Origin of the sequence: Leclercia adecarboxylata, assembly GCF_023639785.1 — a bacterium.
Classification (GTDB): Bacteria; Pseudomonadota; Gammaproteobacteria; order Enterobacterales; family Enterobacteriaceae; genus Enterobacter; species Enterobacter adecarboxylatus_D.
This window is the reverse complement of sequence record NZ_CP098325.1, coordinates 2,377,250-2,391,851: the sequence shown is the minus strand read 5'-3', so window position 1 is coordinate 2,391,851 and position 14,602 is coordinate 2,377,250. Positions and strand designations below refer to the sequence as shown.

At 57.7% G+C, this 14,602-nt stretch carries 13 protein-coding genes; 7 read left to right on the top strand and 6 right to left on the bottom strand.

Annotated elements, in window-relative coordinates; translation table 11 throughout:
* Positions 1 to 3 precede the first annotated feature (3 nt).
* Complete coding sequence (locus NB069_RS11465; protein ID WP_250583640.1) at positions 4 to 1,341, bottom strand: SrfA family protein; 1,338 nt, start codon at positions 1,339 to 1,341, stop codon at positions 4 to 6.
* Positions 1,342 to 1,622: 281 nt separating this feature from the next.
* On the opposite strand from NB069_RS11465, the gene NB069_RS11460 reads away from it, so the two are divergent.
* On the top strand, positions 1,623 to 3,221 hold the full coding sequence (locus NB069_RS11460; RefSeq protein WP_250583638.1) for an ABC transporter substrate-binding protein: 1,599 nt from the start codon (positions 1,623 to 1,625) through the stop codon (positions 3,219 to 3,221).
* A gap of 100 nt (positions 3,222 to 3,321) precedes the next feature.
* Complete coding sequence (locus tag NB069_RS11455; protein ID WP_250583636.1) at positions 3,322 to 3,555, top strand: YdcY family protein; 234 nt, start codon at positions 3,322 to 3,324, stop codon at positions 3,553 to 3,555.
* Position 3,556: 1 nt separating this feature from the next.
* On the opposite strand, the gene NB069_RS11450 is transcribed toward NB069_RS11455, so the two are convergent.
* Both NB069_RS11450 and NB069_RS11445 read right to left on the bottom strand, forming a co-directional pair.
* Positions 3,557 to 4,006, bottom strand: coding sequence for a DMT family transporter (locus tag NB069_RS11450; protein WP_250583634.1), 450 nt, complete (start codon positions 4,004 to 4,006; stop codon positions 3,557 to 3,559).
* Positions 4,003 to 4,521, bottom strand: coding sequence for a GNAT family N-acetyltransferase (locus NB069_RS11445; RefSeq protein ID WP_250583632.1), 519 nt, complete (start codon positions 4,519 to 4,521; stop codon positions 4,003 to 4,005). Before NB069_RS11445 ends, NB069_RS11450 begins: the two co-directional genes overlap by 4 nt.
* 151 nt (positions 4,522 to 4,672) lie before the next feature.
* On the opposite strand from NB069_RS11445, the gene NB069_RS11440 reads away from it, so the two are divergent.
* The 3 genes from NB069_RS11440 (at position 4,673) to NB069_RS11430 (ending at position 7,279) form a co-directional block, all read left to right on the top strand.
* Positions 4,673 to 5,248, top strand: a complete 576-nt coding sequence (locus tag NB069_RS11440; protein WP_250583630.1) for a helix-turn-helix domain-containing protein — start codon at positions 4,673 to 4,675, stop codon at positions 5,246 to 5,248.
* A 64-nt stretch (positions 5,249 to 5,312) separates the two neighbouring features.
* Complete coding sequence (locus NB069_RS11435) at positions 5,313 to 6,356, top strand: NADP-dependent oxidoreductase (RefSeq protein WP_250583628.1); 1,044 nt, start codon at positions 5,313 to 5,315, stop codon at positions 6,354 to 6,356.
* 254 nt (positions 6,357 to 6,610) lie between these two features.
* The gene (locus NB069_RS11430; RefSeq protein ID WP_250583626.1) at positions 6,611 to 7,279 is read left to right on the top strand and encodes a GntR family transcriptional regulator; all 669 of its coding nucleotides are present in this window, start codon (positions 6,611 to 6,613) and stop codon (positions 7,277 to 7,279) included.
* A gap of 329 nt (positions 7,280 to 7,608) precedes the next feature.
* Here the strand turns inward: NB069_RS11430 and pqqU are convergent, their stop codons facing one another.
* On the bottom strand, positions 7,609 to 9,723 hold the full coding sequence (pqqU, locus tag NB069_RS11425) for a TonB-dependent receptor PqqU (RefSeq protein WP_250583624.1): 2,115 nt from the start codon (positions 9,721 to 9,723) through the stop codon (positions 7,609 to 7,611).
* A 264-nt stretch (positions 9,724 to 9,987) separates the two neighbouring features.
* On the opposite strand from pqqU, the gene NB069_RS11420 reads away from it, so the two are divergent.
* Entirely contained in the window at positions 9,988 to 11,049 is a 1,062-nt protein-coding gene (locus NB069_RS11420) for a YncE family protein (protein ID WP_250583622.1), read from the top strand.
* A gap of 706 nt (positions 11,050 to 11,755) precedes the next feature.
* Here the strand turns inward: NB069_RS11420 and NB069_RS11415 are convergent.
* A complete protein-coding gene (locus NB069_RS11415) occupies positions 11,756 to 12,352 on the bottom strand; it encodes a TetR/AcrR family transcriptional regulator (RefSeq protein WP_250583620.1) in 597 nt (198 codons plus the stop codon).
* A 127-nt stretch (positions 12,353 to 12,479) separates the two neighbouring features.
* On the opposite strand from NB069_RS11415, the gene NB069_RS11410 reads away from it, so the two are divergent.
* On the top strand, positions 12,480 to 12,878 hold the full coding sequence (locus NB069_RS11410; RefSeq protein WP_250583618.1) for a RidA family protein: 399 nt from the start codon (positions 12,480 to 12,482) through the stop codon (positions 12,876 to 12,878).
* Between the two features lie 125 nt (positions 12,879 to 13,003).
* Here the strand turns inward: NB069_RS11410 and ansP are convergent, their stop codons facing one another.
* Positions 13,004 to 14,500: an L-asparagine permease gene (gene ansP, locus NB069_RS11405; protein ID WP_250583616.1), complete on the bottom strand. Its 1,497-nt coding sequence runs from the start codon at positions 14,498 to 14,500 to the stop codon at positions 13,004 to 13,006.
* Positions 14,501 to 14,602 lie beyond the last annotated feature (102 nt).

Genomic DNA, 14,602 nt, shown 5'->3' with positions numbered 1-14,602 from the left:
GGATCACGCACCTGTCTTCCTGAATGTCAATGGAACCACGGTCTTCGCGTCGTAGCGCGCGCTGCATTCCGCCACGTCGCTGGTGCCGGCCTTACAGGTAATTTCCGGCATCGGGTAGCGCGAGCCGTCAGCGCAGCGGGCGTTACCCCGGGTTTTAATCAGCAGTTCGCCGTTGCTGTGCAGCCCGGAGAAGACCTCGACGCGGCAGACCACGTTATCGCCGTGAACGACGCGGGCCGACCCTTTGTTGTTCTGAATCTGATAGCGCATTGAAGGCGGCTTACCGGTAATCGGGTCAGTCACGTCCAGCATCACCCGCCAGCTTCCGTTGAGAAAACGCGTCGAACCGGATCTTACCTGGCCTGCCTCCATCACCAGCGCGTCTTTCGGGATCGCGGCAATCACCACCGGCTCGGCTGGGGCAGGTTCAGGGGCTTCCACTGCCGCCACTTCAGCCTGATGCAACGGCAGATTCAGCGGCATGGGTTCAACTGCGGCAACCGGTTTGGGCTCGATGGCCACCGGAGCGGCAGCGACGGCGGTTTTTACCGGCTCGGCGGTCGGGGCCAGTTTTGGCCACAGGAGCGGGGCAGCAACGGCTGCAACCACCACCGCGGCAACCGGCAGGGACCACAGCGGAACGCGGCGTTTTTTCGCGACTACCGGCGCAGGTACCGGCTCCGGCTCGCTGGCGGACATTACCGGCGCAGGCTGCGCTTCGTAGAGATCGTTCGCGGTAATACTCACCGTCGCCGGGGCGGTAACCAGCGGTTCATCGGCCTTTTCAAAGACGATAGCCGGGGCGGTTTCCGGCTCCGGCTCTGGCTCAACCTCGGCGGCGGGCATCGGGACCGGCAGCAGGGAGGCGCGCAGGCAGTCGAGAACATCCTCGCGCGCGCTTTCATTGAGGTTCACAAAACCCCAGAAGGTGATCACCGGCTTACCGTCGACGAGGAACAGGAAGTTTTCGCCTGGGAACTGAAACGCTTTTGACAGCAGGGAACCAAACAGCTGCTGGGCGGTTTTTGGCGACTGGAGCGATTTTTTGCTCAGGGATTCTACGCTCGACAGGGTGCTTTCCAGCAGGCGCAGCGCCCGGAAGCGCGCATCTTCGTCGGCGGCTTTCCAGCTGATAACCGCGCCGTCTGACGGGGAGTACCAGTCCACCCGGTCGCCTTCATCGTTGACCTGCGGGATGGCAAGGCAATCAACGATAGCCTGCTGTTTGCGCAGACGGAGCGCCTCACGGATTTGCAATGCTGATTCAAAAACGGCCTGTCCGCCGCCGCCAACGGCCTGAAAATCATCCAGATTGCCGCTGCGTAAAAGGGTTTTTGCCACGATTTGGTCCCATAGACTTTTTCACGCGTCTACTTTACGAAATCTGCCGGCAAGCAAACGGCAGAAGAGACGGCAAAAGGGGCGATTTCTTGCAGCATTGAGAGGAGGGAAAGTGCTTGACGCTGAATGTACCTTAAGGCAAATCACCCTCCGGCTATTGCCGGGAAAATCAGCGGAAATCGCTGCTTTAGAATAACCTGATAGTGTTTCGTTATTTGCCTGCGGGCGAGGGCTGTGCTGTTATTACGGTTCTTTATAATAAAACCAAACAGGTAATAACCATGTCTACAGGGAAAACGCTTCTCGCGCTGGCGTTAAGTGCATTACTGCCAGCGGGCGCCGCATGGGCGGCCAATACCGACACCATTATCTACTGCTCTGAGGCCTCGCCGGAGTCGTTCAACCCGCAGATCGCCAGCTCCGGCCCGACGTTCGTCGCCAGCTCGCAGGTGCTGTATAACCGCCTGATTAACTTTGATCCGGTTAAAAATACCCCGGTCCCGTCCCTGGCGGAGTCCTGGACCATCTCCCCGGACGGCAAAACCTATACCTTTACCCTGCGCAAAGGGGTGAAGTTTAACAGCAACAAATTCTTCAAACCGACCCGCGACTTTAATGCCGATGACGTTATTTTCTCGGTGATGCGTCAGAAAGACCCTAAGCACCCGTACCACAACGTCTCTCAGGGCAATTACGAATACTTTAACGACGTTGGCCTGGATAAGCTGATCCAGGAGGTGAAGAAGATCGACGATAACCACGTCCAGTTTGTACTGAGCGAACCGAACGCTGCGTTCCTTGCCGACTGGGGGATGGACTTCGCCTCGATCCTCTCGGCGGAATATGCCGACGCGATGCTGAAGAAGGGCACCCCGGAGAACGTGGACACCTGGCCGATAGGCACCGGGCCGTACGTGCTCCAGCAGTACAAGACCGACTCGCAGATCCGCTATCTGGCTAACCCGAACTACTGGGATGGCGCGGTCCCGACCAAACACCTGATCTTCTCTATCACCCCGAACGTGGAAACCCGCCTGGCGAAGCTGCAAACCAACGAGTGCCAGATCATTCCGGCGCCATCGCCAGTCCAGTTCGAGGTGATCAAGAAGAACAAAGACCTGACCCTGCATACGGTGGATGCGCTGAACGTTGGCTATCTGGCGTTTAACACCGAGAAAAAGCCGTTTGATAACGTGCTGGTGCGTCAGGCCCTGAACTACGCCACCGATAAAAAAGCGATTATCAACGCGGTATTTATGGGCTCCGGCACGGTGGCAAAATCGCCTGTCCCGCCGAACATGATGGGCTTTAATAAAGATCTGCAGGACTACGGCTACGATCCGGAAAAAGCCAAAGCGCTGCTGAAGCAGGCCGGGCTGGAGAAGGGGGCGGAAGTGACGCTCTGGTCGATGCCGGTGCAGCGTCCGTATAACCCGAACTCGCGCCGTATCGCTGAGATGATCCAGAGCGACTGGGCAAAGGTGGGGATTAAGGCGAAGATTGTGTCCTATGAGTGGGGCGAATACCTCTCCGGCATGCGCAAAGGCGAGCACGACAGCGCCCTGTTTGGCTGGATGTCGGATAACGGAGACCCGGACAACTTTGCCGACGTGCTGCTGGGCTGCGACAGTATTAAAACCGGCTCCAATGCTGCACGCTGGTGCGACAAGGGTTATGATGACCTGGTGCAGAAAGCGAAGCTGACCAGCGATCCGGCTGCCCGCGCAAAGCTCTACGGTCAGGCGCAGGAGATTTTCTACCAGCAGGCCCCGTGGATTGCGCTGGCCAACGGTAAAACTTTCTACGCCACCCGCAGCAACATCAGCGGATACAGCGTGAGCCTGATGGGCAGTGATTTCTCGAAAGCGAAAGTGAACTGATAAACCGCCGGGTGGCGGCTGCGCCTTACCCGGCCTACAAATTCTCACCCGCAGGCCCGCGCAAGCGCAGCGCCGCCGGGCAAACTGACAAGGAGTGACAATGTCACATTTAGAGGATGTTACCGCCCGCGTGGACGCGGCAATAACTGAAAGCGTGATTGCGCATATGAACGAACTGCTGATTGCGCTGAGCGAAGACGCGGAGCTGACCCGTGAAGATCGCTATGCCCAGCAGCAGCGGCTGCGCAACGCCATTGCCCACCACGGGAAGCAGTACAAAGAAGATCAGGAAGCCCGCCACGACAGCCTGACCAAAGGCGGGGTGATCCTGTAAGTCAGAACTGGCGCTTTGCGACCAGCCAGGCGCCAATCACCAGCAGTACCGCACCGCACACCGGGCCAATCAGCGCCTTCAGTGGCACTCCCTGGCTGCGCACCACGTCCATTACCAGACCGCCAATCAACTGGCTGGCGACCAGCACCGCGATAGTCGTCGCGGCGCCAACATACTGATAACCGCTGATGCTGGCAAAAACAAAAAACGACCCCAGCAGGCCAGGGATCAGTGTCCACCAGCGCACCTGGTGCGCCAGTTCGCTGAACCCGGCGACGCCGTTTTTAATCAGCAGGATCGACACAAACAGCACGATACCCACCAGCGAATTAAGCAGCATGGCGATAAGAATGGTGCTGGAGGTCTGGGTGATGCGCACCATCAGGGTATTTTGCACCACCAGCCCAATGCCCGCCGCAACCAGAAATACCAGCGTCAGGGAGTGATTCATCCGATGTTATCCGGCTCGCTGCGCGCGTCGAGCTGCAGCTGCATAAAGGTGAGATCCAGCCAGCGGCCAAACTTGGTGCCCACCTGCGGCATCTGGCCGGTAATGACAAAGCCCAGGGTTTCATGCAGATGGATAGAGGCGCTGTTCTGCGCTTCAATGCCCGCCACCATCACATGTTTACCGATGCGCCTGGCCTCGATAATCAGCGCTTTCATCAGCGCCCGGCCGATACCCTTGCCCTGATGATCCGGATGGACGTAAACCGAATGCTCAACCGTATGGCGGAAGCCATCAAAGGCGCGCCAGTCGCCAAAGGAGGCATACCCTGTTACCACGCCGTCATGTTCGCTGACCAGCACCGGGTAGCCCATCAGCTGACGCGCCTCGAACCAGGCGATACGGTTATCGGTATCCACGGTGGCATCATTCCAGATGGCGGCGGTGTGCAGCACGGCGTGGTTATAGATCTCGCCGATAGCGGCGCAATCCTCTTTAAGAGCGTGGCGAATAAGCATGGCGAAACCTCAGTCTGTGTTGTTCACTATAGTAGTACGATTTGACACGATATTACACAAACCGACACTGGAAACGCTACGGCATAACTCATATCTTTTGGTTATGAAAAAAGCCCGTTGTAATCCATTTCTTTCACTATAGTATGGCGGGATGAATACTATGTCAGACAATATCAATCATCGCATTAGCGCGCGCATTCGTCTTGAACGCGAGTCACGCGGCTGGTCCCTGAGCGAGCTTGCCGAACGGGCGGGGGTGTCGCGGGCGATGATCCACAAGATCGAACGTGCCGACAGCAGCCCAACCGCCACCCTGCTGGCCCGACTCTCCGGCGCCTTTGGCATTAGCATGTCAACGCTGATTGCCCGCGCCGAAATGCAGGAAGGCAAGCTGCTGCGCTTTGAAAGCCAGCCCGTCTGGCGCGATCCGCAAACGCACTATTTGCGCAGGCACGTCTCCCCGCGTACCGATCTACCCATTGACCTGGTGCAGGTGGAACTGCCCGCAGCCAGCGATGTGCCGATGCCCGCGTTCTCGTATGCCCTGGCACGTCAGCTTATCTGGCTTCAGTCAGGGGAGCTGGTCTTTCAGGAGGGGGATACCCGCCATGAAATGCGGGCGGGGGATTGTCTGGAACTGGGCCCACCCAACGACTGCCGGTTTATTAATGAAAGCGATGCGCCGTGCGTCTATCTGGTCGTCAGGCTTAACCAGTCCGGCTCATAATGCCAAAGCAGACCCGGAAAGATGAGGCTAGGCTTAAGGACGTATTCATAAAAAGGAGTGAGGTATGAGTCAATCTTCAACGCAGAATCGTCAATGGGTTCTGGCTTCTCGTCCCCATGGCGCACCCACCGCCGATAATTTTCGCTCAGAAACCACCGACATCCCACAGCCCGCCGACGGCCAGCTTCTGCTGCGCACGATATGGCTCTCTCTCGACCCCTATATGCGGGGCCGTATGAGCGATGCGCCGTCCTACTCGCCGCCGGTAGAGATCGGTGCCGTGATGGTAGGGGGCACAGTCAGCCGCGTTGAGGCGTCAAACCATCCTGATTATCAGCCCGGTGAGTGGGTGCTCGGCTACAGCGGCTGGCAGGAGTATGAACTCTCTGACGGCAACGGGCTGGTTAAACTGGGTGAGAACCCGGATCACCCCTCCTGGGCGTTAGGCATTCTGGGTATGCCGGGCTTCACCGCCTATATGGGCTTGCTGGACATCGGGCAACCCAAAGCGGGTGAAACGCTGGTGGTGGCCGCGGCGACTGGCCCGGTGGGCTCCACCGTCGGGCAGATTGGTAAGCTGAAAGGCTGCCGGGTGGTGGGCGTTGCCGGTGGGGCGGAGAAGTGCCGCCACGCGACCGAGGTGCTGGGTTTTGACGAGTGTCTGGATCACCATGCTGACGATTTCGCCGGGCAGCTTAAGCAGGCCTGCCCGGATGGCATCGATATTTATTACGAGAACGTCGGCGGAAAAGTGTTTGATGCGGTGCTGCCGCTGCTGAACACCCAGGCGCGGGTGCCGGTCTGCGGATTGGTCAGCGGATACAATGCCACCGACCTGCCGCCAGGGCCGGATCGTCTCGGATTGTTGATGGGCACCATCCTGAAAAAACGCATTCGTATGCAGGGCTTTATCATCAACCAGGATTATGGCCACCGCATCGAGGAGTTTCAGCAGGAGATGGGACGCTGGGTCAAAGAGGGCAAGATCCATTACCGTGAGCAGGTAACGGAAGGCCTGGAAAATGCGCCAGAGGCGTTTATCGGTTTGCTGAATGGAAAAAACTTTGGCAAAGTCGTGATACGCGTCGCGAACGATAACGAACAGTAACGTATATGGCGGAATATTCCGCCATACTCAGTTGTGCAAAATGAGAAATAACGTCTTTAATTATACAGGCATAGAATAGTCAAAGCGCCGTATACGAAACGATTTTTTTTATTTAATCAATCAATTTTCGTATTGATTGACAGGTTTCTTTTTGACGTAAATCAGGCATGCAGATACAGGATATATCAAATACTCTGGCGAGACATTTAACCGCCCGTGGAATATTAGTTAAGTGCAGGTAACAGGAATAGAACATGCTGGATTTGGATAATTTAGAAAAAGCTCAACGAATGAGCCTGACGATGCAGGTTGAGATGAGCCTTAAAAGCGCGCTAATTGCCGGAGCGCTGAAGCCTGGGGCCAGGCTCGTTACGAAAGAGATTGCGGATAAACTCGGTACCAGTATTACTCCTGTTCGTGAAGCATTGCTGCGGTTGGTCTCCGCTGGCGCGCTGCACGCTACCCCGGCTCAGGCCTTTCTGGTGCCGGAAATATCCTTTGAGCGTTACACCGAAGTCAACGCTATCCGTAAGGAACTGGAGTGCATGGCAGTCGCGGCGGCCTGTAACCAGATGTCTGACGAAAAGTTAGGCACGCTGCGCGAACTTTCTGACAAATTCCATGATGCGATGAGTAACGGTGAAGTGGAGCGCGCGCTGCATACCAACCGGGCCTTTCGCTTCACCCTCTATCACTATGCCGAAATGCCCATCCTGATGTCGCTCATTGAGCAGCTGTGGGTGCGCGCCGGGCCCTGTTTTAACTATCTGTACGATCCAGACCTCGTGCTTCCCTGCAAATCCTATCGCTACGATGAACTGCTTGATGCACTGGAGAAGGGCGATCAGGACGCCAGCCGGGCGGCCATCGATAAAGTGATCGACGAGGCGAATGACATTTTAATCAAACAGTTTGTCAACTAAGGGATATTAATAAGCGAAGCGGTAATATCGCTGATTATTACTCTGTTTATTTTCCGGCGGAAATCATACCGCCGGGGATGGCTATTTTTTATCCTGGTGATAAGACCAGCTTAACTAAATAACCCTGCACGCTGCCGATAACCTGAAAAGGTACAGTTGCCTTTTCAGGAGCCAGGAATGCGTGTCAGTCACCGAATCCGTAATATAAAAATCAGCAGAAAGATCGCGGCGGGTTTTGGTCTGGTGTTGCTGCGGGTGGCATTCCGCCTGGAGCAGCAGACGCAGATGGCATAAAACAAGACCGGCAGCCAGGGCTGCCGGTCTTATTGTCACTCGAAGCGATACGAGACGGAGAGGCCCACCCCGTAGTTGCGCCCCGGTGCCGGTTCGTAGTAGCGACCGTTCGATTCGTTGACGATCACCGAGCCGACGTACTCTTTGTCGAACAGGTTATCCACGCGTCCAAACACGTCCATTCCCCAGTTGCCGTAGTTGAGCTTATACCCGGTGTTCAGGCCCACAACGGTGTAGGATGGCGCTTTGGCGCTGTTCTCGTCGTCGGCCATGATGTCGCTCATGTAGCGCACGTCAGAGCCCGCGTACCAGCCTTCAACAGGCTGCCAGCCAAAGGAGGCATAGCCCATATTGCGCGCAATGCCCGGCATGCGGTTGCCGCTGCAGTCGCCATCGCCACAGACGTTGGTGCGGTAGGTGGCATCCAGATACGTCCACGCCATTTTCAGCTTCCAGTTCTCAGCAAACTGCTGATCGAGGGAGAGCTCCACGCCCTGACGGCGGGTTTTACCGGCATTTTTGTAGCTGGTGCGCCCGCCCGCGCTGGCGTCGACAACGATCTCATCGTCGGTATCGGTGCGGAACAGCGCCGCGGTGAACAGGCCGTTGCCGATGCGCGTTTTGCTTCCCACTTCATACGTATTGTTGGTCGACGGCTTCAGGCCGAAGTTCAGGCCGCTCTGGTTGTCAGAACGGTAGGAGAGTTCGTTGATGGTCGGCGTCTCAAAACCGCGACCAGCGGCGGCATACAGGTTCCAGGCATCGGTCACGCTGTACTTCAGCGCGCCTGCCGGGAGCCATTTGTGATAGCTGGCGTCGCCGCTGTCATCACCGTTCGCGCCCTTGACGTAGTGGTCGTTGGAGTCGAACCACACGGAACTGTAGCGCACGCCCGCGTCGAGGGAGAGCTTCTGCGTCAGCTGCCAGTTGGTCTGCAGGTAAGGGTCGACGTTCCACATCAGGTTGCGCTCGTCGCGGCGTTTCGCCCCTTTGACGCCGTAGTCCGGCACCCCGTTATTCATCACGTAGTTTTCATACCCGCGACGATCTTCGCTCATGTTTTCGTAGTTCAGGCCGGTGGTGAAGGTCATCGGCACCAGCAACTCCCCGCGGTGGGTCCAGCGGGTGTCGATCCCCTGATAGTGGCGCTGCATGTCGATCACGCCGCCAGAGTGAGTGGCTCTGAGCTGGGGCTGATACGGGATGGACTGGTACTGCGTCATCTCGCGTTCACCGGCGTAGGCCATCACGCTGAGATCGTCCTGGGCGCTGAGCTGGCGCTCATAGCGCAGTCCGGCCTGGGTCTGCTTGATGGTTTTACGGGTGTTGTACTGATCCCCGCGCGGCGACTGGCGGGGGTTATCCCGCCACTCCTGATAGTCCAGCCCGCCCGGATCGTTGGCTTTCATGTCCACGCTGTTGAAAATCAGGCTCAGCTTGCTGGCATCGTCGATACGCACGCCCAGTTTGGCGTTAGCGAGATTCTTGCGCGCGCCGCTGTGATCGCGATAGCCGTGGGTGGTGAAGCGGGTGGTTGAGACGGTGTAATCCACGTCACCTGGGTGAGTGCCGTCGCCCATCGCGCCGGTCGCCTTCATGCCGTAGCGCCATGTGCCGTAGCTGCCGTAATAGCTGCTGGCCTCGACGGTGTTCGGCTCACGGCCGGTTTCGGTGGTCATGTTAAGCACGCCGCCGGACGCATTGCCGTACAGGGCGGAGAACGGCCCGCGCAGCACTTCCACGCTCTCGATGCTGTTGAGATCGATGTTCGAGGTTTGCCCCTGGCCGTCCGGCATGGTCGCCGGGATCCCGTCCACATAGAGTCGAATACCGCGCACCCCGAAGGTGGAGCGGGCGCCAAAACCACGGGTTGAGAGCTGAAGATCCTGGGCATAGTTCTGCCGGTTCTGGATCTGTAGCCCCGGCACGCTGCCGAGGGATTCGGAGAGATTGATGCGCGGCGCGGCCTGACGCATATCCTCGCCATTAACCACGCTGACCGCGGCAGGGGTATCTAATTCGGAGAGCGCTTGCGGCGACGCGCTGACGATCATGGTCTGTTCGTCGGCCGCCATCGCCGCGACAGGGGCTAAAACAACAGGAACCAACAGCAGGGGAAGCGTTGCCCTGCGGGCATAAAAGATTTTCATGAATGATAAAACCGGTTAAGGAAAGACGAACCAAATGGAACATGTGCGGATATGGTAAATCTTTTGTAAATATTTTGAAAACCAAAACAGCACATAGCGTTAACCTAAGTGTAGGTTAAATCAGCGAACGGGCTCGTTGCGATCAAGAATTACTCCACATTGAGATAAATAATGATTACTATTCTCATCCATAATCAGGCGAAGCGATGACTTAGCCAGCCGGAAGCGATGTCAGCCATACCATTTACTCAAAAGGGAGTTGTTATGAATTTACGTCATCTGTGCTCGCCGCGTCTGCGTGGCTCACTGCTGTTGGGTTCTCTGCTGGTAGCCGGGACGTTTAATGTCCATGCCGCAGAAGAGATGCTGCGTAAAGCGGTTGGTAAGGGCGCGTATGAGATGGCCGTCAGCCAGCAGGAGAATGCGCTGTGGGTGGCTACCACCCAGAGCCGCAAGACGGATAAAGGTGGGGTAGTGTACCGCCTCGATCCGCTGACGCTGGAAGTTACTCAGGCGATTCATAGCGATCTGAAGCCGTTTGGGGCCACCATCAACAACGCCACCCAGACGCTGTGGTTTGGTAACACCACCAACAGCGCGGTGACCGCCATTGACGCCAAAACCGGTGACGTGAAGGGCCGCCTGGTGCTCGACGATCGCAAGCGCAGCGAAACGGTAAAACCCCTGCAGCCGCGCGAGCTGGTCGCCGATGACACTAACAACAGCGTCTACATTACCGGCATCGGTAAAGAGAGCGTGATTTGGGTAGTGGATGGCGAAACGCTGAAGCTGAAAGAGACGATCTCCGGCACCGGTAAGTTCAGCACCGGCCTGGCTCTGGATGCGCAGGCGAAGCGCCTGTACACCACTAACGGCGACGGCGAACTGGTGACTATCGATACTGCCACCAACAAAATCATCGAGCGTAAAAAGCTGCAGGACGACGGGAAAGAGCACTTCTACCTGAACCTGAGCCTCGACGTGAAGGGCCAGCGCGCATTTATTACCGACTCGAAACAGCCGGAAGTGCTGGTGGTCTCCCTGAAAGATGGCAGCATCATCAGCAAAGTGGCCGCGCCTGAATCTCTGGCGGTGCTGTTCAACCCGGCGCGTGATGAAGCCTACGTCACCCACCGTGAAGCGGGCAAGGTGAGCGTGATTGACGCGAAAACCTACAAAGTGACCAAAACCCACGACACCCCGACCTTCCCGAACAGCCTGGCGCTCTCGGCGGACGGTAAAACCCTGTACGTGACGGTGAAGCAGAAGTCTACCCGTCAGCAGGAAGCGACCCAGCCGGATGATGTGATCCGTATCGCGCTGTAAGTCTCGCGTGGTTTTGCCGGGTGGCGGCTGCGCCTTACCCGGCCTACGGTTGTGTGCGGTTTTGTAGGCCCTACAAGCGCAGCGCCGCCGGGTAAAAGGGCAGTGCGGTCTGCATGCCGGGTGGCGGCTGGGCCTTACCCGGCCTACGGTTGTGTGTGGTTTTGTAGGCCCGTGCAAGCGCAGCGCCGCCGGGCAAAAGGGCAGTGCGGTCTGCATGCCGGGTGGCGGCTGCGCCTTATCCGGCCTACGGTTGTGTGCGGTTTTGTAGGCCCGTGCAAGCGCACCGCCGCCGCGTAAAAGGGCAGTGCGGTCTGCATGCCGGGTGGCGGCTGCGCCTTACCCGGCCTACGGTAGTGTGCGGTTTTGTAGGCCCGTGCAAGCGCAGCGCCGCCGGGCAAAAGGGCGGTGCGGTCTGCATGCCGGGTGGCGGCTGGGCCTTATCCGGCCTACGGTTGTGTGCGGTTTTGTAGGCCCGTGCAAGCGCAGCGCCGCCGGGTAAAAGGGCAGTGCGGTCTGCATGCCGGGTGACGGCTGCGCCTTACCCGGCCTACGGTTGTGTGCGGTTTTGTAGGCCCGTGCAAGCGCAGCGCCGCCGGGCAAAAGGGCGGTGCGGTCTGCATGCCGGGTGGCGGCTGCGCCTTACCCGGCCTACGGTTGTGTGCGGTTTTGTAGGCCCGTGCAAGCGCAGCGCCGCCGGGCAAAAGGGTCATTGCGGACGCTGGCACAGGCCGCTTGCCAGGTGCGTAAACACCTTAATAATGTCCGGCAGCGCTTTCTGCGGATCCTGGCTGGCGGCTATCCACAGCGCGGCGTTCATGGCGGCGCTGTTTAACATATAGGCTGCGGCACCCGCATCTACCGGCTTAATCACGTCGCGTTCCAGCATTTTCAGGATGCTCTGGCGGGTGGATTCAAGACAGCTCATTTGACCGGGCCACTGGGCGGGATCGCCCAGAAAAGCGGGGCCATCAAGCAGCACAATACGTCGCACCTCAGGGTCGAGCGCCATTTTGATATAGGCGACCCCTTCAGCTATCAGCCTTTCCCACTCATCGACTACATCAGCGGCTTGCGCCTTCGCGCGTTGCGCCATTTCACCATCCATCTGCGCGACAACGGCGGCGAGGAGCCCCTTTTTATCACCAAAATTGTGGTACAGCGCCCCGCGGGTCAGGCCCACGCTGGCCGTTAACTCGTCCATTGATGCGGCGGCAAAGCCGTTTTCAGCAAAGGCTTTCCGCGCTGCCATTAGCAGTTTTGCCCGGTTCTCTTCCATCGTTTCGCTGCGGCGTCTTGCAACCATAGGATCTCCATCTTCATTTGACATACGCGGCGTATGTGTGATTAATTTGACATACGCCGCGTATATTAAATCATTGCTGCGTGCTGCGCTTTACCTAATTCACCTCAGACTAAGTACAGGATACCTTATGATCCAGCGTGAACCGGTTTTCCCTGCTAACCGACATGCTCTTTATGAAGAGCACGGTTATTCTGCCGCCATCCGTTCCGGCGATCTGTTGTTTGTGTCGGGCCAGGTAGGAAGCCGCGCCGACGGCACGCCGGAGCCGGATTTCGCCGCTCAGGTGCGGCTTGCGTTTGATAACCTCAAAGCAACGCTGTCCGCGGCGGGATGTACCTTTGATGATCTGATTGATGTCACCACCTTTCATACCGATCCGCAAAATCAGTTTGCAACCATTATGGCGGTCAAAGCGTCGATTTTTCCGCAACCTCCCTATCCAAACTGGACAGCCGTTGGCGTGACCTGGCTGGCAGGTTTTGATTTCGAGATTAAGGTGATTGCCCGGGTACCTCAGAGATCGTAGGCCCGTGCAAGCGTAGCGCCGCTGGGCAAAAAACGGTGGTGCGGTCAGATCCCCTCACCCCAACCCTCTCCCAAAGGGAGAGGGAGCAAACATTAAAAAAGGCAACTTACGTTGCCTTTTTGCGTTTACCTTGAGGTTTCTTCCACCAGCGGACCATCCCGCTTTTCATTGTCCGGGTGCTGAGGCGCGGTGCTGTGGATCTCATGCACGCGCTTGCGCACGCCAAACCAGCCAGCCACCAGCAGAACCGCCAGCAGTGGGATAGTGGCGATGGTGTAAGTCCCGTTCGGATAGTCGAACGCCATCAGCACCAGCACGCTGAAGAGGAACAGCAGGGTCAGCCAGGAGGTAAACGGCGCGCCAGGCATCTTGAAGCTGACGTCAGCCGCGGTACCGGCTTTAATCGCCTGGCGCAGACGCATCTGGCACACCACGATAAAGGCCCAGGAGGCGATAATACCCAGCGCTGCGACGTTCAGGACAATCTCGAACACCTGGGACGGCACCAGATAGTTCAGAAACACGCCAAAGACGTAGACCACCAGGGTCGCCAGAATGCCCGCGTACGGCACCTGCTGCTTGCTCATCTTCGACATAAACTTCGGCGCGGAGCCGCCCATCGACATGGAGCGCAGGATGCGGCCGGTGGAGTACAGACCGGAGTTCAGGCTGGAGAGGGCCGCGGTCAGGACCACGATGTTCATAATGCTGCCCACATACGGCACGCCGAGCTTAGAGAAGAAGGTCACGAACGGACTCTGGCCCGCCTGGTAGGCGTTCCACGGCAGCAGCAGAACCAGCAGCACCACGGAGCCAACGTAGAACAGGCCGATACGCCAGATCACGCTGTTGATCGCTTTTGGCACCATGTTCTCGGGGTCTTTACATTCGCCCGCAGCCGTACCCACCAGTTCAATGGAGGCAAAGGCAAACACTACGCCCTGGATCAGCACCAGCGCAGGTAACAGGCCGTGCGGGAAGAAACCGCCGTTGTCGGTAATCAGGTGGAAGCCAGTCATGTTGCCGTCAAGCGGCTTGCCGGTGCCGAGGAACACGGTACCCACGACCAGGAAGATGACAATGGCCAGCACTTTTACCAGCGCAAACCAGAACTCCATTTCGGCGAACCACTTTACGCCAATCATGTTCATGGTGCCGACAATCGCCAGCGCGCCAAGGGCAAACACCCACTGCGGTACATCGCCAAACGCGCCCCAGTAGTGCATGTACAGCGCCACGGCGGTGATGTCCACGATCCCGGTCATCGCCCAGTTCACAAAGTACATCCAGCCCGCCACGTAGGCAGCCTTTTCACCGAGGAACTCACGGGCGTAGGAGACGAAACTGCCGCTGGACGGACGGTGTAATACCAGTTCGCCAAGGGCGCGGAGAATAAAGAAGGAGAAGATCCCGCACACCAGATAGACCAGGGCGAGGGCCGGGCCAGCCATCTGCAGACGTGCGCCTGCGCCTAAAAACAGCCCGGTACCGATAGCGCCGCCGATGGCGATCATCTGCACCTGACGGTTGCCCATCGCCTTGTGATAGCCCTCTTCGTGGGCATTCAACCAGCGACGTTTCGCAGCGTGATGATCGGCTGCGCTTTTATTGCTTGTTTTCATTGAGTTACCTGTTTGCCTGTCTGAATCAAAAACGTATTGTCCGTAACCGGCAGCAGCAATACAAACGATTGCTCTTGCGCGGAAATATTCTGCCTTTCCAGT

What these genes read in the sequence shown, in the direction of transcription:
- NB069_RS11460 (WP_250583638.1), top strand. Translation starts at nt 1,623, where the DNA reads ATGTCTACAGGGAAAACGCTTCTCGCGCTGGCGTTAAGTGCATTACTG.
- NB069_RS11430 (WP_250583626.1), top strand. Translation starts at nt 6,611, where the DNA reads ATGCTGGATTTGGATAATTTAGAAAAAGCTCAACGAATGAGCCTGACG.
- ansP (WP_250583616.1), bottom strand. Translation starts at nt 14,500, where the DNA reads ATGAAAACAAGCAATAAAAGCGCAGCCGATCATCACGCTGCGAAACGT.
- NB069_RS11415 (WP_250583620.1), bottom strand. Translation starts at nt 12,352, where the DNA reads ATGGTTGCAAGACGCCGCAGCGAAACGATGGAAGAGAACCGGGCAAAA.
- NB069_RS11420 (WP_250583622.1), top strand. Translation starts at nt 9,988, where the DNA reads ATGAATTTACGTCATCTGTGCTCGCCGCGTCTGCGTGGCTCACTGCTG.
- NB069_RS11435 (WP_250583628.1), top strand. Translation starts at nt 5,313, where the DNA reads ATGAGTCAATCTTCAACGCAGAATCGTCAATGGGTTCTGGCTTCTCGT.
- pqqU (WP_250583624.1), bottom strand. Translation starts at nt 9,723, where the DNA reads ATGAAAATCTTTTATGCCCGCAGGGCAACGCTTCCCCTGCTGTTGGTT.
- NB069_RS11450 (WP_250583634.1), bottom strand. Translation starts at nt 4,006, where the DNA reads ATGAATCACTCCCTGACGCTGGTATTTCTGGTTGCGGCGGGCATTGGG.
- NB069_RS11455 (WP_250583636.1), top strand. Translation starts at nt 3,322, where the DNA reads ATGTCACATTTAGAGGATGTTACCGCCCGCGTGGACGCGGCAATAACT.
- NB069_RS11440 (WP_250583630.1), top strand. Translation starts at nt 4,673, where the DNA reads ATGAATACTATGTCAGACAATATCAATCATCGCATTAGCGCGCGCATT.
- NB069_RS11410 (WP_250583618.1), top strand. Translation starts at nt 12,480, where the DNA reads ATGATCCAGCGTGAACCGGTTTTCCCTGCTAACCGACATGCTCTTTAT.
- NB069_RS11445 (WP_250583632.1), bottom strand. Translation starts at nt 4,521, where the DNA reads ATGCTTATTCGCCACGCTCTTAAAGAGGATTGCGCCGCTATCGGCGAG.